We start from the raw sequence: 22,089 nt of genomic DNA on the forward strand, positions 1-22,089 counted from the left end.
GCACCGTAAGTGAGTTGACCCGGTCGGCCGCCGGGTCGCTCCGGCCTGCCCTCGTACGGCGCTCCCCCTTTCCCTTCTTCCGTTCACGCAACGAGTCACTGAGGAGGACCAGTTGGTCACCACGGATGTCGTCATCGTCGGAGGCGGTCCGAACGGGCTGATGCTGGCATGCGAGTTGGCCCTGGCCGGGGTACGGCCGACCGTGCTGGAGAGCCTGTCGGCGCCGAGCGAGGAGCCCAAGGCGAACGGACTGGTCGGCCAGGTCGTACGGCTGGTCGACCGGCGGGGGCTGTACGAGGACCTGAGCGGGACGCCGGGGCCGCCGCGCCCGAACTCCGCCTCCTTCATGTTCGCCGCCCTGCCGCTGGACCTGAGCCTGCTCCCGGACAGCCCGGTGTACGGCATCGCGGCGCCGCAGCGGCACATCGTCGAGATCCTGGAGAAGCGGGCCGGTGAACTCGGCGTGGAGATCCGGCGCGGCCACCGGGTGACCGCCCTGGCGCAGGAATCACAGGACCCGCACGACCCGCAGGAGGCGTCGGACCCTGACGCGGGCGCACCGGGCGACGCCGTCACCGTGGACGTCACGGGACCGGACGGCGCGTACCGGCTGCGCGCCCGTTACGTCGTCGGCGCGGACGGCGCGCACAGCGTCACCCGCAAGCTGTCGGGCATCGGCTTCCCCGGCGTGAGTGACGACCGCAGAACCAACCGGACGGCGCACGCGACCGTCCCCGCGCATTGGGTCGACCCCGCGACCGGCGCCCTGAATGTGCCCGGTTACGGCACCGTCCGGCCGTTCCTGCCGCTCCGTACCGAGCACGGCGGATTCTCGTACGCGCCCTTCCCCGGCCGCCCGGCGCTGATCAGCACCACGGAGTGGGACCAGCCGGAGACCGGGACGCCGATGAGCCTCGAAGAACTGGGCGCGAGCGTCCGGCGTGTACTGGGCGCCGATCTGCCGCTGAGCCCGCCGACCGGCGAAGGGCCCTACGTCCTGCGGCGGTTGACCGGCGGCAACACGCGGGTGGCCGAGCGCTTCCGGGACCGGCGGGTGTTCCTCGTCGGCGACGCCGCCCACATCTACACGGCGGGCGGCGGCCCCGGCCTGAACCTCGGCCTCCAGGACGCGGTCAACCTCGGCTGGAAACTGGCCGCCGCGATCCACGGCACCGCGCCGGCCCACCTCCTCGACAGTTACGACGCCGAGCGGCGCGGGGCCGCAGACCGTATGGTCGTCTACGCCCAGGCGCAGGCCGCGTTGACCGCTCCCGGCGACGACGTCACGGCGCTGCGTCAGCTCTTCACCGAACTGCTCGCGCAGCCCGCGACCGTCCAGCACCTCGCCGACCTCACGGCGGGCACCGATGTCCGCTACGACATGGGCGGTCCCGAACCGCACGCGCTGGTGGGGCGGTTCGCGCCCGATCTGGACCTCCCCACCCCGGGCGGCACGGTCTCGGTGGCCGAACTGGCCAGATCGGCGCGGCCGTTGCTGCTCGACCTGACCGACGACGCGGCGGCCGCGGCGGCGCTCGGCCCGTGGAGCGACCGCGTCGGCGTCGTCACGGCGCACGCGCCGTCCCGGTCACAGCAGCCGCCGTCGCGGCCGGACGACGCTGCCGCCCCGACCGCCCTGCTGATCCGTCCCGACTCCTACGTGGCCTGGGCGTCGTCCGACCCGCGTCCCGGCGCGGCGGCCCTGGACGCGCTCCGGTCGGCCGCGCGGCACTGGTTCGGCGCCGGGGATCAGATCCGGGGCCGGGCCGGGCGTCCGGCCTGGGATCAGGCCGGGAATCGGACCGGGGGCGCCGTCTAGCAGGCCAGCATCTTCTGGATGGCCTGGCGGCTCACGCCCAGCTCGCGGGCGATGTCGGACTGCGAAACGCCCTGTCCGATGAGCTCCTGCATCAGGTCGCGCCGCTCGACGGCGAACTGTCGGGCCAGGCGGGTGTGGTGGATGGCCTGGGCGCGCACTTCCTTGATGCGGGCGAAGGTCGGCTCGTGCATCGAGAGATCTTTCCTGTCTGCCATGCCCTCCAGAGTGACAACGAGGGGTTGTCATGTCAACCCCTCGTTGTCAAAGGCGGCTCTCACTCGTTCGGGGGACGCTCGGCGTAGCCTGAAGTGGTGCCGTGTCGAGCCGAGCCGAGAAGGAGCCGCGATGTTCAACTTCATGGATGAGCTCTTCGCGCCCGGCCGCAAGCACACCGAGGACGAGCGCAACCGCCTGGAGCTGTCCCGCGACGACGAGGGCAGCAGCGATCCGGCGCGCGGGGCGATAGACCTCGACTCCGGCTCGGTGGTCATCCGTCCGGCCCACGCCGATGCCCACGTCACCGAGGCGGCCCCGTCGGAGCCCGCCCCCGCCCGGGAACCGGCCGTGGACGCGGACGAGGAGTGAGGCGCGGGCACGCCTCATCCGCAGCTCCCGAGCGATCCGCGCGCCACGGCGGGACTACGGGTGGTCGGCGCAGCAGGGAGTCGGGTTCGGCACCTCGAAGGGGGCCAGCGTGCCACCGGCCGCGGGGGTCAGGTCCAGCACGAGCCGTCCGTCGCGCCACCGCGGGCGTACGTGGTCGCGGGTCCGCACGGGGATGTGCGGATCGGGCCCGTCGCCGTCCGTCGCGGGCGGCGCGCCGACCAGGACGACCTGGTCGATCGCGGTACGTGCGAGCAGGTCCGCGAGCGTGACGGTGCCGGTCAGGACGTCGGCGCCCGGATAGAGCACCGCCCGGCCGCCGCTCCCGCGGGCGTGTTCCGCCGCCGCCGCGGTCGCGGAACGCGCCTCCTCGGCCGGGCCGTGCGTAGCAGGGCCGAGCGCGGCGCCCGCACCGTCGAGTCCAGCGCTGGCGAGTCCCGCACCGTCGAGCCCCGCCCCGCCCGGCCCCGCCGTGTCCTCGGGCGAGAGCCGGGCCAGCAGCCGGTCCCATGCCGCCGTCGCGGCCTCGGCGTCGGGCAGCGCGAAGGAGACGGCCGTACGCGGGCGGGCCGTGGCGCGTACGAGGTGGGTGCAGGCGACGGTGGCGGCCGGGAGGTCGAGCACGTCGGCGAGGTGCCGGATGAGGTGGTCGGCCTCGCGCAGATTCACCGACCCGGCGGTCACACCGATGACGGTGTGGCCGCCGGGTCCTTCGTGCGGGGTCGTCATGCGGGCAGGACCCACATCGGGTTGGAGTAGAACCACAGGTCCTTCCAGGGGTCGGCGTCGCCGATCACGTCCATGGCGGGGCCGACCGGGTCGACGGAGGCGCCGTTGACGCCGACGGCGGTGCGGTTGCCGTCGGTGCCGCGCAGGCGGACGTACACCGGCTTGTCGACCCGGCCCAGGGAGTAGGTCAGCCGGACCTTACCGGTCGACTTGTCGACCTCGAATGACTTCACGACCTTGGTGTTCGGCGCGGCGAGGGTGTCCTTGTCCCGCGCGGTGCCGGTCACCTGGCCCTGGATGACGTCGAGGCGGGCGAGCTTGGGGACGAACTGGGACCAGTTCGGGCCGCCCGCCAGGGCGACGGTGACGACCAGGTCGACCTTGCTGCCGCGGCGCACGTGCAGGACGCCGCCGAGGGTGACCGACCGGCTGCCGTCGCCGAGCCGCGCGTCGAGGCCGCTGATCAGGCCGCCGTGGTCGACCCAGACGCGTCCGGCGCGGATGCCGTCCATGACGGCCGCGTAGGAGAAGCCGGCGGAGGCGACGTGGGTGCGGCTGTACTGGCCGGGCCAGAAGTCGGTGTCGGTGAGGTTGAGCGCGCCGCCGTAGACCGGGTCGGCGTACTTGCCGTTGGCGTTGAAGTCGCCGTTCGGGCCGCGCACCGAATTGTCGGCGTAGACGTTGTGCGAGTCGGAGTTGGCGGTGATCCACCAGGGCTTGCCCTCGGCGAGGAGGCTGTCCCACAGGCCGCCGACGGTGGAGGTCATCCAGTCGAAGCCGCCCCAGGTGCGGTAGCTCTCCAGCGGGTAGCCCGGGAAGGAGTCGGCGCTGGGGCTGTTGTCGTAGATGCCGCGCCCGGACCCGGCGCCCTGCGGGGCGGGCAGGCCGCCCGCCTGGTGGCCGGGGGCGCCCTCCATGCCGACGGCGATCCCCGGCTGGGCGTCGCGCCAGGCGCGGATCTCGTGCGGGGAGTCGATGCCCTTGCGCGCCGGGTGGTTGGCCAGGAACAGCACGTCCTGGACCTTGCGCCGCCTGACCTGGTCGGCGAGGAAGTTCAGGCCGGAGATGGCCAGCGCCTCGTTGGCGGGCGTGCTGGCGCTCGCGCCCTTCACCGAACCGTCGAAGGAGTTCTCGAACTCCTTGAGGACCGCGACCTCGTTGCGGCCGGGGTGGACGAAGACGGTGCCGTGCTCGGCGGCCGGGATGTTCCACTCAAGGCCCTGGAAGACCAGGGTGTCGGAGACCTTCGCGCGGGCCGCGACGATGTCCGGATTGACCTTCTCCACACCGATCTTGGCGTGCTGCTCACTGCCGTGGTCGGTGATGACCATCCAGTCGAGGCCGTGCGCGTTGGCCTGCCGTACGTGGTCGATCACGCGGTACTTGGCGTCGCTGCTGTACTGGGTGTGGATGTGGTGGTCACCCGCCAGCCACAGCAGGCCGCCGGGGTGCGAACCGCCGTGGCCCGCATGACCGCCGGAGGAGTGCGCCGCCGCCTGGCCCGCTCCGGCCAGGACGCTCCCGGCCGCGAGTCCCGCGCCCAGCAGGCCCGTTCGGCGCAGCATGGAGCGCCGCGAGAGCTGACTGGGCGTCAACTCCTCGTCCGGTACCGAGGTGTCGAGGGCGGGAGGCAGCGAACCGCCGTCGGTGTGACCGCCGTGCGCGTGATCGTGGGGCCCGTGCTGGTGACCGTGGCTGTGGCCGTGGCTCATATTCAGCTCCCGCTGACGACAGGATGTACGCGTAGGACGCGGCGAGTCTGGGCAGCGCGGGTGAACGGCGGGAGGCACCGTGGGGTGGCAAAGGCGAAGTAAAGCGTAAGCAAAGGCCCACGGCGTGCGCGTCGCGTCGCGAGGGCCCCTCGCATGCGGGCGTCGTCGGCGGTACGGGCGAGGGCGCGTCCGGCCCCGGACAGGACCGCGTGGCGGGCCGTCGTCCACGGGCTCGGGACCGGTCCCGAGGCGGCGCCCGTAATCTCCGCGGACGATGGACGACCCGAGGAGTATCCGCGTGACCGCTCGGCAGAACTGGTCCCTGCCCGCGTCGGTGAACTGCGTCCTGGCGCGCCGCGACCCCGCCGGACTCGCGGTGGAACTGGCGGCGGCCCGCCGGGACATGACCGAGTTCACCCTCGCGCTGGACGACAGCCGCACCTACCTCTCCCCCAAGCGCGCCAACGTCGTCCGCCACCAGGGCAAGGCGCTCGCCCGCAGCCTCCGCCGGATCAGCGCCCGCCTCTGCCGGGGCGGCTGCGCGCGTCTGCGGGCGCACCCCCGGCTGGGGCGGTACGTCAGCGTCCACGAACGCGACGTGCTCGACGACGGCGGTGTCCTCGCCGTCCGCCGGGGCGTCCTCGAACTGACCCGCGCCCTGGCGACGTTGCGCAGCCGCGAGCCGTTCTACGTCCGGGTCCGGGACCGCGAGATGTCGAGCACCAGGTCCCGGATGAGCGCGTACGGCGCTTCGCTCGGCACCCTGCTCGACACGGTGGTCCTCGACCTCACCGCCGCGGACCTGTCCGGCCTGAACGCGCACGCCGTCTCCGGGCTGCGCGCCCTCTGGTCCCCGAGTACGGTCTGGTCCCCGGCCGCCGCCAAGAAGGCGCGCGCGACCTCCCGCGAGATCGGCCCCGGCGTCTTCCTGCTCTGACACGGGCCCGTCGCCGCTCCGGAGCGGTGGGCGCGGCGCCTTCCGGGCGCGGTGTTCACCAGCCCGTCGCGGCGACCACCTCGCGGGCGATGTCCACGACGCTCCTGCCGTCCGTGGCGATCCGTACCGTGTCCTGAGGCGCGTGTTCCGCCAGGTGCCGCGCCATGACGTCGCTCCGGCTGATGTGCGGGGCGAGTTGGGAGCCGGTCTCGCGCCGGGCGAGCCGGGTGCGGGCCGTCGCGTCGTCGGCGGTGAGCAGCACCCGGACGACGCGCGGCGGCCCGCCGCCCAGGGCCCGGACGAACATGTCGTGCTCCAGCACGCTCACCGTGTTGGTGTAGATCAGCCTGCGGTGCCCCAGCGCCGCGAAATTCGCCCACACCGCGGCCAGATTCCGCTCGGTGATCGCGGAGCGGCGCGGATCGTCCGGCGGCGCCGGGTGCACCTGCCCCATGAGGTCGCCCTCGATCACGCAGTGCGCGACATCCGCCTCCCGCAGCAGCTCCGAAACCTCCCAGGCCACCGTGGACTTGCCCACGCCCGAACGCCCCCCGATGAGCAGCACCTCATACGTCGTCACGCCGGGAGCCTCCCAGAGGCCGACCCCGTCGGGCCACGCGTTTTCCCCGGCCAGGGGGCGTACGGGCTTACGCGCGAGCCGACCGGCCGCGTTCTGACCGGCGCGGTACCGGGAGCCGCCGGGCCCCGGAAGGGCGACGTCCGCGCCGCGCGCCGCCCTGTCCTACGTCAGGAGCGCGGCACCGCGCCGTGCTTCCAGCGGTGCCCCGTGGAGGCGGTCTGCGTCTATCCGGGGAGCGGCTAACCGCCCCTGACGGGGCATCACCCGCACCGCCCTGAGGATGCCCGGCGGTCGGGAACGGCGCGCGCCGCCGCCGGTCTCGGCGCCGCGCGGGCGACCCCCCTTTTTCCAACGTTGACCGCCGCCCGTATGGACACCCGCCAGGCACTGTGCTGTCATGCCACCGACATCGTTTGCAACGATGGAAGAAGTGCGGGGAGGTGCCCGTGGGACGCGGGCGCCGCCTTTGTCCAGCATTCCGCCAGGTCGGACCTCAGGAGCCCACGCGGTACGGGGAGGCGGGCTCCGACAACGCTGTCAGCGGCCGACGGAGCCTCACGACGGGTCGACAAGGGGCCCGCTTCAGGACGGAGTTGTGCGTGAGAAGAAGACGAGCGTGGCGCACGATGCGGTACATGCGGCGGCGGGCAGCGGTGGTCGCCGTGACCGCCTGCGTGGCGGGGATGACGGTGGCCGGGGCGGGCCAGGCGTCCGCGGGACCGGGACACGGGGCGGGCCACCACGCCGTCCCCTCGGTGACCTCGGGCGGCGCCCGCTTCCAGGTGCTGTCGCCGACGTTGATCCGTACCGAGTACGCGCAGGACGGGAAGTTCACCGACGCCGCGACGTACAACGCGATCGGCCGCGGCGACTTCGCGCCGGCCGCGTACACGACGAGCACGTCCAACGGCTGGCTGACGGTCGCGACGAGTGCGATGACGCTGCGGTACCAGGTGGGCTCCGGGCCCTTCAGCGCGCGGAATCTGTCGGTGAGACTGACAGCCGGATCCTCCGCGGTCGCCGCGGCGCCGTGGCAGCAGATGACGTGCGCGGTCGGCGCGCTGTGCGAGGCGGAGAGCCTGCCGTACAGCGGGGTCGGCGTCGCCACGGACCACACCGGGTACACCGGCTCCGGCTTCCTGGCCGGCTTCCAGGGGACGGGCAGTTCGCTGTCGGCCGATGTCGAGGTCGCGACGGCGGGCACGTACCAATTCGACGCGCGGTACGCCAACTCCGCGGCGGGCGACGGCCAGAACACCACACGCACGCTCACCTTGACGGTCGACGGCGGCGCGGCGCGGACGCTGAGCCTTCCGGTGACCGGCAGTTGGGACACCTGGAGTCTGGCGACCGCCGCGGTGCAGCTCGGCGCGGGCCGTCACACCGTCACGCTGTCCAGGGCCGCCGGGAACTCCGGCAATGTGAACATCGACAGCGTCGCGCTGGTGAACTCGGGGAGCGCGTTCCCCACGGCCTCGGCGACGGCGATCGCGGACTGTGCCTTCGGCGCGAGTTGCGAGGCCGAGGCGGACCGGATCGCGGGTTCCGCGAAGGTGGCCACCGACCACGGCGGATACTCGGGCGGCGGCTTCCTCGGGGAGCTGAACCAGGGGTCGAGCGTGACGACCCACGTCGTCGGGGTCCCGTCGGACGGGACGTACGCGGTCCAGGTGCGCTACGCCAACTCCACGGGCGGCGACGGCCTGAACCAGACCCGTACGGCCACGGTGTCGTCCGGCGGTACGAGTCAGACGCTCTCGCTGCCGGTGACCGGCAACTGGGACACCTGGCAGACCGCCTCGGTGCCCGTGGCGCTCAAGGCGGGCGCCGACGACATCACCGTCGGCTGCCCGAACGCGGCGAGTTGCCACATCAACCTCGACACGCTGTCGGTGACCGCGTCCGGCGCGGCGGCCCCGCAGCCGCACCTCGCGCTCGGCGGATACCGGCGCAGCCTCGACGGGCTCAACGGCGACAACGGCAATCCGACGACCACGCCCGGCTTGATGTACAAGGACGGCTGGTACCTGCTGGACGACACGACGTCCGCGCTGTACGACACCGCCGCCAAGAAGGTCACGCAGCGCCCCTCGCACAACGGGACGCCGTACCAGGACGGTTATCTCTTCGGGTACGGCCACGCCTACAAGCAGGCGCTGTCGGATCTGGCGACGCTGACCGGCCCGGCGCAACTGCTGCCGCAGTGGGCGTACGGCGTCTGGTACTCGGAGTACATCGACAGGACCGCCGCCGACTACGAGAACACGATCCTGCCCGCCTTCCGGTCCGAAGGCGTCCCGCTGGACGTCCTGGTGACCGACACGGACTTCAAGTCGCCCAACGCCTGGAGCGGTTGGGAGCTGAACACCGCCACATTCCCCGACCCGAAGGGCTTCTTCGACTGGTCGGCGGCGCAGGGGCTGCACAACACGCTCAACACCCACCCGAGCATCCTGGCCTCGGACCCGCAGTTCGCGCAGGCCCAGGCGACCGCCAAGGGCAAGCTGGTCAAGGGCGGTTGCGCGGCGGGGGCGAGCGCGGGAGGCGACTGCTACGTCTTCGACTTCGGCGACCCCGACCAGCTCAAGGCGTACATGGACCTGCACAAGACGATGGACCAGCAGGGCAACGACTTCTGGTGGTTCGACTGGTGCTGCGACAACTCCCAGTCCTCGCTCGCCGGAGTGACGCCCGACGCGTGGATCAACCAGGCGTACGCGGCGGAATCCGCTCCGGCGATCGGCCGCGGCTTCGTCATCTCCCGTGCCTACGGCTCGCTCCAGGCCGGCGGGTACAGCGGCCAGCAGGGGCTGCCCACCGGACCGTGGGCCGACAAGCGCACCACCGTGCACTTCACCGGTGACACGTCCTCGACCTGGGGCACGCTGCGGTCCGAAGTCGGTTACACACCGGGCGAGTCGGTCGCGACCGGCATGTCCGCGGTCAGCCACGACATCGGCGGGCACAACGACACGACGGGGCTGACCGGCTCCGAGACGTACACCGACGGCGGCGGCACCCACACCACGCACAAGCTGCCGGACGACCTGTACGCCCGGTGGGTGCAGCTCGGCACCTTCCAGCCCGTCGACCGGCTGCACAGCAACCACAGCGACCGGCTGCCGTGGCAGTACGGCACCGCGGCCCGGCAGTCGGCGGACACATTCCTCAACCTCCGCGAGAACCTGGTGCCTTACACGTACAGCCTCGCGCAGCAGGCGGTCACCACGGGCGTCCCCGTGGTCCGCGCCACGTACCTCGAATACCCGGACGAGCCGCAGGCGTACGCCACCGCGGGCAGTGAGTACTTCTACGGCTCCGACATGCTGGTCGCTCCCGTCACCACCCCGGGGACGACGGCCACGACGTCGGTGTGGTTCCCGCCCGGCCAGTGGACGGACTACTTCACCGGGCAGACCTACACCGGCGGCACCACGCGGACCATCACCACGGGGCTCGACCGGATGCCGGTGTTCGTGAAGGCGGGCGCCGTCATCCCGACCCGTACGGACGATGTCACCGCCAACGACAAGGCGCCGCTGACCAAGGTCACGCTGACCGTGGCCGCGGGCGCCTCCGGCTCGACCTCGCTCTACGAGGACAACGGCACCGCCGGGGGTCCCGGTCGCAGCGCCACCACGACGGTCCGGTACCGCGAGAGCGGCGGTCGGCACACCGTCACCGTCAGCCCGGCCGCCGGGTCCTTCCCCGGCCAGGTCAGGACCCGGCAGTGGACGGTGACGCTGCTCGGCGTCGCCGCGCCGAGCCACGTCACGGCGGCCGGCAAGGGATTGCCGCCGGACGCGTACCACTACGACAGCGCGACCCGCTCCCTCACCTGCACGCTGCCCGCGCGCAGCGTGCACGCACCGGTCACCCTCAGCTACCGCTGACCGACCGGCCCCGTACGGGCCCGCGCGTACTCCCGCGCGGGCCCGTACCTATGACGCCGCTAGCCCGCGCCACCGCACAGCTCCGCGAAGCGCGCGGTGTCGATGTTGCCGCCGGACAGGATCAGGCCGACGCGGGGCGGTAGGGGGGTGACGCGGGCGGAGAGCAGTGCTGCCAGGGGCGTGGCGCCACTTGGTTCGAGGACGATCTTCAGGCGTTCGAAGGCGAAACGCATCGCCTCGCGGATCGCGTCCTCGGTGACCAGGACGATGTCGTCCACCAGCCGCCGGTTGATGGAGAAGGTCAACTCGCCGGGGACGGAGGCCGCTTGCCCGTCGGCGATCGTGCGCGGGACGGGGATGGCGACACGCTCGCCCGCCTCCAGCGAGCGCTTGGTGTCGTCGCCCGCCGCCGGTTCGACGCCGATCATCCGGATGGCGCTGTCCAGCCCCTTGACGGCGGTCGCGCTTCCCGCGAGGAGTCCCCCGCCGCCGACCGGCACCACGAGGGCGTCCAACGGCCCTGCCTCGTCGAGGAGTTCCAGGGCGGCGGTGCCCTGCCCCGCGATGACGTGCGGGTGGTCGTACGGCGGGATCAGGGTGAGGCCGCGGTCGGCGGCCAGCGCCTCGCCGATGGCGACCCGGTCGCCCGTATACCGGTCGTAGGTGACGACCTCCGCGCCGTAGCCCTCGGTGGCCTCCCGCTTGGAGCGCGGGGTGTCCTCCGGCATCACGATCACCGCGGTGCTGCCCAGTTCCCGCGCGGAGAGCGCGACGGCCTGCGCGTGGTTGCCGGAGGAGTACGCGGCGATGCCCTTGGCCAACTGCTCGGGCGTGAGCCGGGACGCGGCGTTGTACGCGCCGCGGAATTTGAACGCGCCGACGCGCTGGAAGTTCTCGCACTTGAGATGGACCTCGGCGCCGACGAGGTCGTCCAGGGTGCGCGAGCGCAGGACGGGCGTACGGTGCGCGACGCCGTCGATGCGGGCGGCGGCGTCGCGGACGTCGGCCAGCGTGACCGGCGCGGCGGCGGTCGGGGGGCGGTGGGTTGAGGTCACCACCGCACCCTACGCCGTGCTCCTCGGGCGCCTCGCGGGTGGCCGGACCTCGGACGTTACGGTCCCGCGGCCTGCGCGGCGGCGGTGCACGGGCCGGGGGCGCGCCCGGAGTGGGTGATTCCGGCAAGGCGTTCATGTGCGCTTCGTCGCGCGTTGGCTGGGGCTGTCATCTCGGTCCGTAGCGTCGGCTTCTGCCGGCCGGACCTGCCCCGTCGACCTCTCGGGGACCCCTCACAGGTTCCGTGCTGCCCCACGGCGACGACCGATGAACCGAACAACAGCGCAGACGAATGAGAGACGCCCATGTGCAGTCCGCAGCACCAGCCCGAGGGACCCCTGCCCGGCGCGAGCCGCCGATCGTTGCTCGTCGGAGCCGGACTCGCCGGAGCCGCGGTGGCCGGTCTGTCGGCCGCGGGACCCGCGTCGGCCAGTACGCCGGGGACGGCCGGAACCGCCGGGCTTCCGGGGTTCGGTGGGCCGTGGCGGCCCGACACCGACGACCAGCGCTTCACCGTCGTGGTGATGCCGGACACGCAGTACATGTTCGACGGTGACGCCCTGTACCCGGCGCCGGTCGAGGCGGCCTTCCGCTATCTGCTGGCGAACGGCAAGGACGAGAACATCGTCTTCATGGCACACCTGGGCGACCTCACCCAGAACGGCAAGGCGGGCGAATTCGCCTCCATCAGCAAGGCGTTCAAGATCCTGGACGACCACCAGGTGCCGTACAGCGTGCTGGCGGGCAACCACGACATCCCCGGCAAGGACGACCAACGCGGGAACACGCCGTACCTCGACCACTTCGGGCCGCGGCGGTTCCGCAAGGCGCGCTCCTTCGGCGGCGCGAGCCCCGACGGCTACAACACCTTCCACACCTTCCGGGCCGCGGGCCGGGAGTGGCTGGTGCTGGCCCTCGACTGGCGGCCGTCGGCCGCGGGCGTCGCGTGGGCGAAGAAGGTCATCGCCGCGCACCCGAAGTCCCCGGTCATCCTCACCACGCACGAGATCGTCGGCGCCGACACGTACGGCGACGAAGCCGAACTGTCCGACTTCGGGCAGCAGTTGTGGGCCGACCTGATCGACGGCAACGACCAGATCTTCCTCACGCTCAACGGTCACTTCTGGCCGCCCGCCCGCACGGTGAAGAAGAACGCCGCCGGGCACGACACGCATCTGCACATCACCAACTACCAGGACCGGTACTACGGCGGCGCCGCGATGATCCGGCTCTACCGCTTCGACCTGGCGCGCGACACCATCGACGTCGAGACGATCTCCCCGTGGATCCTCGGCAAGGCCGCCGACAGCCTCAACGAGCTGGAGCGGCAGGAGATCGAACTGACGGGACCGCAGGACCGGTTCTCGCTCGACATCGACTTCGAGCAGCGCTTCTCGGGCTTCGCCCCGGCCACCCCGCGGCCCGCACGGCCCGTCAACCGGATGCTCGTCCCCGGCACCCTGGCGTACTGGCGGTTCGACGGCTCGCACGGCACCGACCGGATCGTCGACCTGTCGGGGCGCGGCAACGACCTCACCAAGGTCGCGCTGCCCGGCGCCACGGACGCGGCGCTGACCTGGTCGGCCGACCACCACCCGGACCAGCCCGGCCACGCCAGCCTCTACTTCGGCGGGGACAGGGACAGCGGCGGCCCGCACGGCGCCTACCTCCAGACCGTGGACAGGGCGCCGCTGAACGCGGCCACCTTCCGCTCGGCGTACACCTTCGAGGCGTTCTTCAAGCTGCCCGCCGACTGGGACGGCAACCGCAACGGCTGGTCGGCGCTGCTGAGCCGCTGGGGCACCAGCGGCCAGGCGGGCAAGACGGGTTACTCCGAGACCGAGCCGATCGTCACCCTCAGCCTGTCCGGCGGCGCCGAACTCCAGTGGAACGTCTACCCGTTGAACCTCACGACGTCGACCACCAACTGGGGCCACTACCTGCCGATCAACGTCTGGTGGCACGTCGCCGTCGTCAACAACGGGCGGCAGACCACGATGTACGTCGACGGCTGTCCGGTCGTCCGCAATCCGTCCACCCGCAACAACGGCCTGACCTCGCTCAATCTGCCGTGGATGATCGGCGGTCACGCGGACGGCGGCAAGCCGGACCAGGTCATGCGCGGCTGGATCGGTGACGTCCGGATCGCCGAACGGGCGCTGGCCCCGCGCGAGTTCATGAACGCCTGACGGACACAGCCGCCGGGGGGCGGGTCCCGACCCGACCGCACCCGTCCCCCGGCCCCGTCCCCCGGCCCCGGACCTCACTCTCGATCGGACCCGGACCGGGACCCCACCGCCCGAGCAGCGGTTAGCCTCGGGCGGTGAAACGCATCCTCGTCGCAGGCATCACCGGAGCGGGCAAGACCACCATGGCGCGGGCCCTCGCCGAGCGGCTCCGCCTGCCCTTCCACGAGATGGACGCCCTGCGGTTCTCGGGCCCCGACTGGGCCACCGACCCGGAGTTCGAGCGGAAGGTCGCCGACCTCGCGGCCGGCCCCGAGTGGATCGTCGACTCCTTCGGCTACCCGGAGGTACGGGACCTGCTGTGGACACGCGCGGACACCGTGGTCTGGCTCGACTACCCGCGAGCGGTGATCATGCCGCGCGTCCTGCGCCGGTCGCTGAGCAGGACGCTGCGCCGGGAGCGGGTCTTCGGCGGCAATGTGGAGACCGTGTCGGGCTGGTTCAGCGGCGAACACCCGGCGTGGTGGGCCTGGTCCCAGCACGCCGCCCGGCGCGCGGACATCGGCGGGCGCGGCCAGGACCCCCGCTTCGCGCACCTCCAGGTGTTCCGTTTCCCCTCGCCGCGTCGGGCCGAGGCGTGGCTGCGCACCGTGCGCCCGTGACGCGGTGACCTGGCGGGCTCGTCGGCCCGATGGCCGCGTGCCGAACCCCGGTACCCCCGCGACCGACGGCTGGGCCGGGTTCCGGATCGCGCCCCGCGCCTCCCCCGGCCGCCCGTCCCTCGCATCCCGCAGCCCACGCGCACCGCGCCTCCCACCGGCCACAGTCCGCCCGGTCACCGGCCGCGGTCCGTCCGCTTTGCCGTCTCCCCAGACCTTGACGGCCGCGTCCACGACCGCAAAGAATGGCCCGGCAGCCTATGACAACGTTGTCTAAACGCAAGAGGAGATCTGCCGTGACCCACGACCCCGCCGGACTGGGCAGACGGCGCTTCGCCCAGCTCGCCGCGCTCACCTCCCTGGCCGTCGCCACGCCGCTGTCGATCGGCGCCGCCTCCGCGGACGCCGCGCCCGCGGGCCGGCCCGGCGGCGCAGGGCACGGTCCTGGCCACGCTCCCGACGACGATGTCGCCGCCGCCTACTACCAGGCGCTGCTGACCCACACCCGCTGGGCCGAGACCCAGTGGGACGCTTCGAAGGGCTACTACACGGGGACCGACTACAACTTCGTGGTCGTCCTCGGCAACGCGGTGCTGCTGACCCGCGGTACGTACGACGCCACGAGCGCGGGCATCGACAAGGAGACGCTGCGGGCGCACACACTGGCCACCGTCAAGCACTTCGCCGCGTCCAACCGCCTGACGGGCGGCACCGAGTGGGGCCGCACCCTCTTCTTCGACACGACCTTCCAGCTCTACTTCGTGCTCGCGGCGCACCTGCTCTGGGACCAGTTGGACGCGGTGACGCGAGGTCACGTCGACACGATCGTGCGCGAACAGGCCGCGTACACCACGGCGTTGGGCACCGCCAACGACCCAGCGTCCGGCAGTTGGACGCCGAACGGGCTCAAGGGCGGCTTCGTCGGGGACACCAAGCTGGAGGAGATGGGCGTCTACGCCCAGTCCCTGGCGCCGGGTCTGGCCTGGGCCAGCGACGATCCGAGGTATGCCGACTGGAGCGCCGCGTACGGCCGTTGGAGCCGGAACGAGACGGGGCTCCCGGCCGCCGACCTGGCCAACCCGACCGTGGTGGACGGCGTCGCGGTCAGCGCGAACACCGCGACGAATCTGTACGACTCCTTCATCGTGGAGAACCACGGCTCCTTCGGACCGCACTACCAGCAGGAGTTGTGGCGCACCTCGGGCCGTAACGCCGTGCACTTCATCACCGCGGGCCGTCCGCTGCCGCAGGTGCTCACCGAGCAGCCGAACGCCAGGCAGTTGTGGCGCACGCTGCTGATGGTGATGAGCGACGCGGGCGAGCCGCTGATGCCGATGGTCGCCGACCGCGAGCACCTCTACGGCCGTGACGTGATCCCGCTGGCGTTCCTCGCGCAGGTCGCCGGGGACCGTACGGCGGCGTGGGGCGAGGCCGCGATGGCGGCGCGGCTGGCGCCGTACCAGGCGTACGCGCCGCTGTACCGGCTGGCGAAGTTCTCCGGTGAGCCGAAGTACGAGCCCGAGGCGCGCGCAGAGGTGGCGATCAGCTATCTGCTGCACGAGTGGCGGGCGGCGCACGGCGGGATCGTCAAGCCCCTGTCGGACGCGGAGATGTTCGCGCGCGCCTCCGGCGTCAAGGACTTCGGCCCCGGCCCCGGCCTGGTCGCGCAGCAGACCCCGGCGGCCTGGGCGGCGGCGGTCAGCAAGCCGGGCTTTGTGAAGTTCGGCTGGCAACCCGCCCACGACGACTGGCTGTTCGCGCTCAGCGGCACGACGCCGATGTTCCTGCCCGCGACGGCGGCGAAGGTGCTCAAGCGGTCGGTGACGACGTACCGGGAGGTGCGCGACGGCTTCGACGCGACCGCGACCGTGCTGACCCTGGACTCGGGCACCGCGGGCTTCACCACTCTGCCGTCCGGCGCGGTGGTCTACGCGACCAGCGGTACGGCGTCGGGCGAGGGCTCGCTGCGGGTGCAGAATCTGACGATGCCGGGTGTCGCGGGGCTCGTCGGCAGCCGCACGTACACCGCGGCCGAGGGCAGCGCGAAGGTCGCCTCGCAGGACAGCGGCAACGCCGGTGTCGGTCCCGGGCCGCGGGTGGACGAGCTGACCGTGCCCAGCGGCTCGTGGCGGTACGTGCGCATGCAGGGCGTCGCGGGCCACACCACGTACGGCTACTCGCTGTACGCCTTCGAGGTCCGTGACGGCGCGAGCGGTCCGGATCTGGCCCAGGGCAGGACGGCCACCGCGTCGTCCGCCGACTCCGGCAAGGGCGCGGCGCTGGCCGTGGACGGCAATGCGACGACCCGGTGGGCGGTCGCGGTCTCGGACCGCGGGCGCGCGGACAGTTGGCTGACCGTGGACCTCGGCGCCGCCAGTGCCTTCGACCGTGTGACGCTGCGCTGGGAGACGGCGGCGGCCCGCGCGTACCGCGTGCAGGGCTCGGCGGACGGGAAGACCTGGACCGATCTGATCCGCTTCCCGAGCGCGGACCTGTCCAGCCGCGGCGGCTGGCTGTCGGTGGACGGCCGGGCGGGGCTGGTGGTGCGCGGCGCCGCCAACCCGCTGTCGGTGTACGGCGATCTGGTGGTGCTCTCCGACGGTCCCGCCGAGCCGTTGCTGGTGGAGGGGCTGCCGTCGGGCGACCCGCGCGCGGTGAAGGCCGCCGCCGCGCTGCCCGTGCCCCGGGCGCGCGACGCGGCGGTCAAGGCCAGTACGGCGGGCGGGCACTTGAGCCTGTTCAACCTCTCCGCCGGCTCCGTCGCCACCACGGTGTCGGTGCCGCAGAGCCGGTCCCGTCTCACGCTCTACGCGGGAACGCAGCACGTCACCGCGGACGGCACCGACGTCGCCACCGAGTTGACGGCCGCGAGCGCGGCGGTCGTCCCGGCCCGCTTCACCCTGACGTCGCGTGCGGGCGGTTCGGTGCCCACCGGTCTGCGGGTGGAGGTCGTGGACGCCGCGACCGTACGGGTGAGCGGTCCGCGCGCCCGTCTGCTGGTCACGGCGCCGTCGGGCGCCCGCGCCCAGGTCGATGTCCAGCCGGGCAGGACCGCGCAGGTCACCGTGCGCGGCGCGAAGCCGTATCCGCTGGAGGACGTGGCGGTCGGCTGCGACACCTTCCCGACCGGTCCGCTGCCGGCGGGCATGTCGGATCCGGCCGCGGCCGTGGACGGCGACCCGGCGACGTCCTGGCGGCCCGGCTCCGCGCGCGGCCGCATGGTGGTCGATCTCGGCGCGGCGGTCGATGTGCGGGAGATCCGTACCGCCTGGACCGGCGGCCATGTGCCGTCCGCCGCCATCGAGTTCAGCACGGACGGGCTGACGTACACCTCGGCGGGCGAGCTGCGGCGGCGCGGCCGTGCGGCGACGCTCGCGGCGCGTACGACGGCACGCTATGTGGCGCTCGCCGTGTCCGGCGGTCGCGACACGGACGCGCGGCTGGTGAGCCTGGAGGTCGTCCCGGCCTGACCACGGCCGGACAAGAGCCCCGGTTCGGGGCGGCAGACCGGGTCAGGCCGGTCTGCCGCCCCGAACCGGCATCGCCGCGAGGGCCGCTGACGTCGCATCAGGTCGAACTCAGTGCACGACGACGCGCAGCAGGCGGGAGCCGTGGTCGTCGGCGCCCTCACCCCGGGCACGTCGTGCACCGTGAGCGTCGCGGCCGTCACCGGGACCGGTGTCGGCCCCGCGGCGGCGGCCACCGGCAGGACGCCGTCCGCGTAGGGCCGATGAGGAGGCCCGCTTCCGCCGAGGGTGGGGCGGGCCGTCAGGCCACGTCGGCCGCGAGGCGGCTGAGCAGGAAACCGGCCATGCCGCGGACGCCGAACCCCAGCGCCCGCTCGTCGGCCGCGAAGTCCGGTGCGTGCGGGGCGCCGTTCATCCCGGCCTCCGGATTGGCGACGCCGAGGTAGAACATCGCGCCCGGCACACCGTTCAGGAAGAGCGCGAAGTCCTCGCCGTTGAAGGGGAAGGAGGCGTGCAGCACCTCCACCGTGTCCGGACCGAGCGCGCCGCGCAGGTACCGCGCCGCGGCCTCGCTCAGTTCCGGCGAGCAGACCATCGCGGGGAACGGCTCGTCCGCGAAGACGGCCGTGGCGCCCGGCAGCGGTTCCACCGCGGCGCGTACGGTGTCGCGGATCTCGGCGTAGCGGCTGTCGGGCCAGGCGCGCAGCGAGACGCGGACGAGCGGGCTGCCGTCGTCGAGCGCGGTCAACTCGGGCCAGGTGACGACGAATCGCGCCAGCGGCCCGTCGGGGTCGCGGAGGTCGGCCAGCAGGCGGTCGTACTCCTCGGGGTTGCGCGGGAGGCGGACGGTGGACAGGCCGTCCACCAGGTCGAGAATCCGGCGCGCGTCGGACGCGGCGTCCGGGCCGGTCAACTCGACCTGGAAATGGTCCTGTCCCGGCAGTCCGTGACCGGGCATGACCGCGAAGGTGCCGACCGGGAACGGCCCGCAGTGCAGCGCGTAGACCTCGCGCGGGGGTGTGTGTTCCAGGGCGCCGTCCTCGATCATGGCCCGCGCTCCGGCCAGCGTCTCCTCGGCAGGCTGGAAGAGGAAGACGATCCGGCCGTGCCAGCGCTCGCGCAGCCGGGCGAGTACCTGGGCGACGCCGACCCCGACGGCCGTGTGCAGATCGTGGCCGCACAGGTGCGCGGTGCCGGGGACGAGGGAGGCGAAGTCGCTCTCGAACAGCTCGTCCAGCTCGTCGTCGTCCACCGCGTCCATGTCGGCGCGGTAGGCGAGGGTGGGTCCCGGTCCCGCGCCGTCGAGCACCGCGACCACGCCGTGGCCGCCGACGCCGGTGGTCACCGTGAGGCCCGCGGCCCGCAGCCGTTCGGCGACCAGCGCCGCCGTACGTTCCTCGGCGCCCGCGGGCTCGGGGTGGCGGTGGATGTCGCGGCGCAGCAGCACCAGGTCGTTGTCGAACCCTTGCGCGATATTGCCGATCTCCTGGCTGTCCAGTGCTGATGGCATGCGTGGGAGGGTACCGGACGGCGGCGCGGGGTTCGTCGCGCCCGACAGCCTTGACCGGTCGAATGGTTGACCCGCACGTGCGGCGTGAGTAACTTACCGACGCCAGCTGCCATGCGGTAGGAATCCTTCCACTCCCCCGGCGTCCCTTCCCTGCCGCTCCCGACCACTGCTCCCGATCCAGCCGGCCTCTACAGACGAGGTTTCCATGCGGACCCCTGCACTGACGGCAGCCGCGGCGCTGCTCGCCTCCCTCTCCCTCGTACTCGCCGGGAGCGCCGACGCGACCCCGGCCCCGCAGCACGGCGGGAGCGGCCAATTCGACCGGCCGTACTCCGGATTCGCCCCGGCGGACACCGTCCTGCACCGGGGCACCCCCCGGTCGGCCGGGCTGGACGCGGCGCCGATCGACGCCTTCGAGCGGCAGATGGCGGGCTGGGAGGACCCCGCCTCGGGTGCGAATCACCTCTTCCCCGGCGCGACCACGCTGATGGCCCACGACGGCGTGGTGGTGGAGCGCGACGCGGGCGGTTACGCGGTCGAATACGCCGACGCCACCCACGAGTTGCCGGCCGACCAGCGGGTCCCGGCGCGTACCGACACCATCTACGACCTGGCCTCGCTGTCGAAGCTGTTCACCTCGATCGTGGCCATGCAGCAGCTCGAAGCGGGCCGGATCGGCCTCGACACGCCGGTGGCGCACTACCTGCCGGAGTTCGCCACCAACGGCAAGGGCGCCGTCACCGTCGAGCAACTGCTCACCCACACCTCGGGGTTCGACGCCGATCCGGTCCCCTCCCTGTGGCAGGGCTACCCGGATCTGCCGTCCCGCGAGAAGGCGATTCTCGACGCGAAGCCGATCAACGCGCCGGGGACGACGTATCTGTACTCGGATCTGAACATGCTGAGCCTGCAACTGGTGTTGCAGAAGGTGACGGGCAAGCCGCTCGACACGCTGGTGCGCGACGGCATCACGGGACCGCTGCGGCTGACCGACACCGGCTACAACCCGTCGGCCGCGAAGCTGCCGAGGATCGCGGCGACCGAGTACGAGACCAGCCCGGCGCGCGGCATGGTGCGCGGCCAGGTGCACGACGAGAACGCGTGGGCCATGGGCGGCGTCGCGGGCCACGCGGGCGTCTTCTCCACCGTGGACGATCTGGCCGTCCTGGCGCAGACGATCCTCAACGGCGGTACGTACAAGGGCCGTCGGATCCTCAGCCGGAACAGCGTCACGCTGATGGAGCAGAACTTCAACCAGGCGTTCCCCGGTGACTCGCACGGCCTGGGCTTCGAGCTGGACCAGATCTGGTACATGGGCGGCCTATCCGGTCCGCGCACCCTCGGGCACACCGGTTTCACCGGCACCTCGCTGGTGATCGACCCGCAGTCGCGTTCGTTCGCCGTCCTGCTCAGCAACCGGGTGCACCCGACGCGGAACACGCCCTCGACCAATCCGCCGCGCCGGGCCATCGCCACCGCGCTCGCGCAGGCGATCGCGGTCCGGGCCCCCGGCGGCGGCCCGCTGTGGTACTCGGGGCAGGGCGGCGGCACCACCAGCACCCTCACCACGGGACCGATCACCGCGAAGACACGGGTCGACATCGACTTCTCGGCGTTCGTCAACACCGAGTCCACCGACCTGCTCACCGTCGAGTCCTCCACGGACGGCGGCACGACCTGGCAGCCGCTACCGCTGCGGGTGACCGGCAAGGGCGCGCCGTCCGGCGCCCCGACCTCGCTGTCGGGGCAGGACGTCCGCGCCTGGTGGCGGGTGCGCGCCGAGCTTCCGCGGGACGCGGCCGGTGCGCTGATCCGCTGGACGTACGCCACCGACCCGGTCTACGAGGGCCGCGGCGTCGACCTCGCGGGGCTGTCGGTCACCTCGGGCCACCACGACCTGCTGCGGGCCGCGGGACTCACCCCGGCCGGCGCCTGGCGGACCGTGCACTGATCCGTCCGCCGGCCGCGGAGCGCTCACCCGCGCCGGGGCTCGCCCGAGGCCACGTTGACCCCGACGATCACGGTGGATACGTTTCCCCCGTGTCAGCCGGTTCCGACAACGAATCCCCCGAGGCGAGTCCCTTGGCGCGCGTCCGGTCGCTGCTGCCGGACCTCGCTCCGGCCGAGCGGCGCGTGGCGGCGGCCGTGCTGGCCAATCCGGCGCTCGCCGCGCGCAGCAGCATCACCGAACTGGCCGAGGCGGCGACGACGAGCGAGACCACGGTCATCCGCTTCTGCCGTTCCGTGGGCCTGCGCGGCTACCCGGAGTTGCGGATCGCGCTGGCCGCGGACGCCGCGCGCGCCGAGACCCGCGACGACCGGCACCTCGGCAGCGACATCACGCCGACCGACGACCTGTCGGAAGTCGTCGGCAAGGTCGCCTTCGCCGACGCGCGCGCCGTCGAGGAGACCGCGCGGCAGCTCGACGTCGACACGCTGCGCCGCGTCGTGGCGGCGGTCGCGGCGGCGGGCCGCGTCGACATCTACGGCGTCGGCGCCAACGCCCTGGTCGCCGCCGACCTCCAGCAGAAGCTGCACCGGATCGGGCGGGTGAGCTTCGCGTGGAGCGACACCCACATCATGCTCACCTCGGCGGCGGTGCTCAGCCCCGGTGACGTGGCCATCGGCCTCTCCCACACCGGGGCGACCGCCGACACCGTCGAGGCGCTGCGGGTGGCGCGCGAGCACGGCGCGACGACCGTCGCCCTGACCAGCTTCCCGCGCTCGCCGATCCACGCGGTGAGCGATCACCTCCTGACGACCGTGGCCCCCGAGACCACCTTCCGCTCGGGCGCGACCGCCAGCCGTATCGCCCAGCTCACCGTGATCGACTGCCTGTTCATCGGCGTCGCCCAGCACCATCTGGACAGCGCCCGCAAGGCGCTCAAGGAGACGTACGACGCGGTCGGCGACCACCGGCTGCCGGAGCCGTGACCGGGCG

16 protein-coding genes are annotated in these 22,089 nt (G+C 72.7%); 10 read left to right on the forward strand and 6 right to left on the reverse strand.

Features of this window, described 5'->3' with window-relative positions; genetic code table 11:
• The first annotated feature begins 112 nt into the window (after nt 1-112).
• Nucleotides 113-1,819 (forward strand): FAD-dependent monooxygenase, encoded by a 1,707-nt coding sequence (locus ABZX65_RS27805; protein ID WP_355345624.1) that lies wholly within the window; start codon nt 113-115, stop codon nt 1,817-1,819.
• Here the strand turns inward: ABZX65_RS27805 and ABZX65_RS27810 are convergent.
• Complete coding sequence (locus ABZX65_RS27810; RefSeq protein WP_355345627.1) at nt 1,816-2,034, reverse strand: HTH domain-containing protein; 219 nt, start codon at nt 2,032-2,034, stop codon at nt 1,816-1,818. The two genes, ABZX65_RS27805 and ABZX65_RS27810, sit on opposite strands and share 4 nt — an antisense overlap.
• A gap of 130 nt (nt 2,035-2,164) precedes the next feature.
• Here ABZX65_RS27810 and ABZX65_RS27815 point away from each other — a divergent pair, with 130 nt between their 5' ends.
• A complete protein-coding gene (locus tag ABZX65_RS27815; protein ID WP_355345630.1) occupies nt 2,165-2,404 on the forward strand; it encodes a DUF6191 domain-containing protein in 240 nt (79 codons plus the stop codon).
• A 54-nt stretch (nt 2,405-2,458) separates the two neighbouring features.
• Here ABZX65_RS27815 and ABZX65_RS27820 read toward each other — a convergent pair whose 3' ends face one another.
• Together ABZX65_RS27820 and ABZX65_RS27825 are read right to left on the reverse strand one after the other, a co-directional pair.
• Entirely contained in the window at nt 2,459-3,151 is a 693-nt protein-coding gene (locus tag ABZX65_RS27820) for a hypothetical protein (RefSeq protein WP_355345633.1), read from the reverse strand.
• Nucleotides 3,148-4,863: a PHP domain-containing protein gene (locus tag ABZX65_RS27825; RefSeq protein ID WP_355345636.1), complete on the reverse strand. Its 1,716-nt coding sequence runs from the start codon at nt 4,861-4,863 to the stop codon at nt 3,148-3,150. The genes ABZX65_RS27820 and ABZX65_RS27825 overlap by 4 nt, the downstream gene beginning before the upstream one ends.
• 298 nt (nt 4,864-5,161) lie before the next feature.
• On the opposite strand from ABZX65_RS27825, the gene ABZX65_RS27830 reads away from it, so the two are divergent.
• The gene (locus tag ABZX65_RS27830; RefSeq protein ID WP_355345639.1) at nt 5,162-5,800 is read left to right on the forward strand and encodes a hypothetical protein; all 639 of its coding nucleotides are present in this window, start codon (nt 5,162-5,164) and stop codon (nt 5,798-5,800) included.
• Nucleotides 5,801-5,855: 55 nt separating this feature from the next.
• Here the strand turns inward: ABZX65_RS27830 and ABZX65_RS27835 are convergent, their stop codons facing one another.
• Nucleotides 5,856-6,380, reverse strand: a complete 525-nt coding sequence (locus tag ABZX65_RS27835) for a hypothetical protein (RefSeq protein WP_355345642.1) — start codon at nt 6,378-6,380, stop codon at nt 5,856-5,858.
• A gap of 683 nt (nt 6,381-7,063) precedes the next feature.
• Between ABZX65_RS27835 and ABZX65_RS27840 the strand changes: the two genes are divergently transcribed.
• The gene (locus tag ABZX65_RS27840; RefSeq protein WP_355345774.1) at nt 7,064-10,273 is read left to right on the forward strand and encodes a TIM-barrel domain-containing protein; all 3,210 of its coding nucleotides are present in this window, start codon (nt 7,064-7,066) and stop codon (nt 10,271-10,273) included.
• Nucleotides 10,274-10,332: 59 nt separating this feature from the next.
• Here the strand turns inward: ABZX65_RS27840 and ABZX65_RS27845 are convergent, their stop codons facing one another.
• A complete protein-coding gene (locus ABZX65_RS27845) occupies nt 10,333-11,328 on the reverse strand; it encodes a pyridoxal-phosphate dependent enzyme (protein WP_355345645.1) in 996 nt (331 codons plus the stop codon).
• Between the two features lie 303 nt (nt 11,329-11,631).
• On the opposite strand from ABZX65_RS27845, the gene ABZX65_RS27850 reads away from it, so the two are divergent.
• From ABZX65_RS27850 to ABZX65_RS27865, 4 genes are all read left to right on the forward strand, one after another.
• A complete protein-coding gene (locus ABZX65_RS27850; protein WP_355345648.1) occupies nt 11,632-13,515 on the forward strand; it encodes a LamG-like jellyroll fold domain-containing protein in 1,884 nt (627 codons plus the stop codon).
• 134 nt (nt 13,516-13,649) lie between these two features.
• Nucleotides 13,650-14,174 carry an AAA family ATPase gene (locus tag ABZX65_RS27855; protein WP_355345651.1) on the forward strand — a complete coding sequence of 175 codons (525 nt, stop codon included), beginning with the start codon at nt 13,650-13,652 and terminating at the stop codon, nt 14,172-14,174.
• Nucleotides 14,175-14,431: 257 nt separating this feature from the next.
• Nucleotides 14,432-17,641, forward strand: coding sequence for a discoidin domain-containing protein (locus ABZX65_RS27860; RefSeq protein ID WP_355345654.1), 3,210 nt, complete (start codon nt 14,432-14,434; stop codon nt 17,639-17,641).
• Between the two features lie 111 nt (nt 17,642-17,752).
• On the forward strand, nt 17,753-17,896 hold the full coding sequence (locus ABZX65_RS27865; protein ID WP_355345657.1) for a hypothetical protein: 144 nt from the start codon (nt 17,753-17,755) through the stop codon (nt 17,894-17,896).
• Between the two features lie 43 nt (nt 17,897-17,939).
• Here the strand turns inward: ABZX65_RS27865 and ABZX65_RS27870 are convergent, their stop codons facing one another.
• Entirely contained in the window at nt 17,940-19,148 is a 1,209-nt protein-coding gene (locus ABZX65_RS27870; RefSeq protein ID WP_355345660.1) for an amidohydrolase, read from the reverse strand.
• Between the two features lie 205 nt (nt 19,149-19,353).
• Between ABZX65_RS27870 and ABZX65_RS27875 the strand changes: the two genes are divergently transcribed.
• Both ABZX65_RS27875 and ABZX65_RS27880 read left to right on the forward strand, forming a co-directional pair.
• Nucleotides 19,354-21,099: a serine hydrolase gene (locus ABZX65_RS27875; protein ID WP_355345663.1), complete on the forward strand. Its 1,746-nt coding sequence runs from the start codon at nt 19,354-19,356 to the stop codon at nt 21,097-21,099.
• An 89-nt stretch (nt 21,100-21,188) separates the two neighbouring features.
• The gene (locus ABZX65_RS27880) at nt 21,189-22,082 is read left to right on the forward strand and encodes a MurR/RpiR family transcriptional regulator (protein WP_355345666.1); all 894 of its coding nucleotides are present in this window, start codon (nt 21,189-21,191) and stop codon (nt 22,080-22,082) included.
• Nucleotides 22,083-22,089: the final 7 nt, after the last annotated feature.

It is taken from the genome of Streptomyces sp. NPDC003300 (assembly GCF_040610915.1).
Taxonomy (GTDB): Bacteria; Actinomycetota; Actinomycetes; order Streptomycetales; family Streptomycetaceae; genus Actinacidiphila.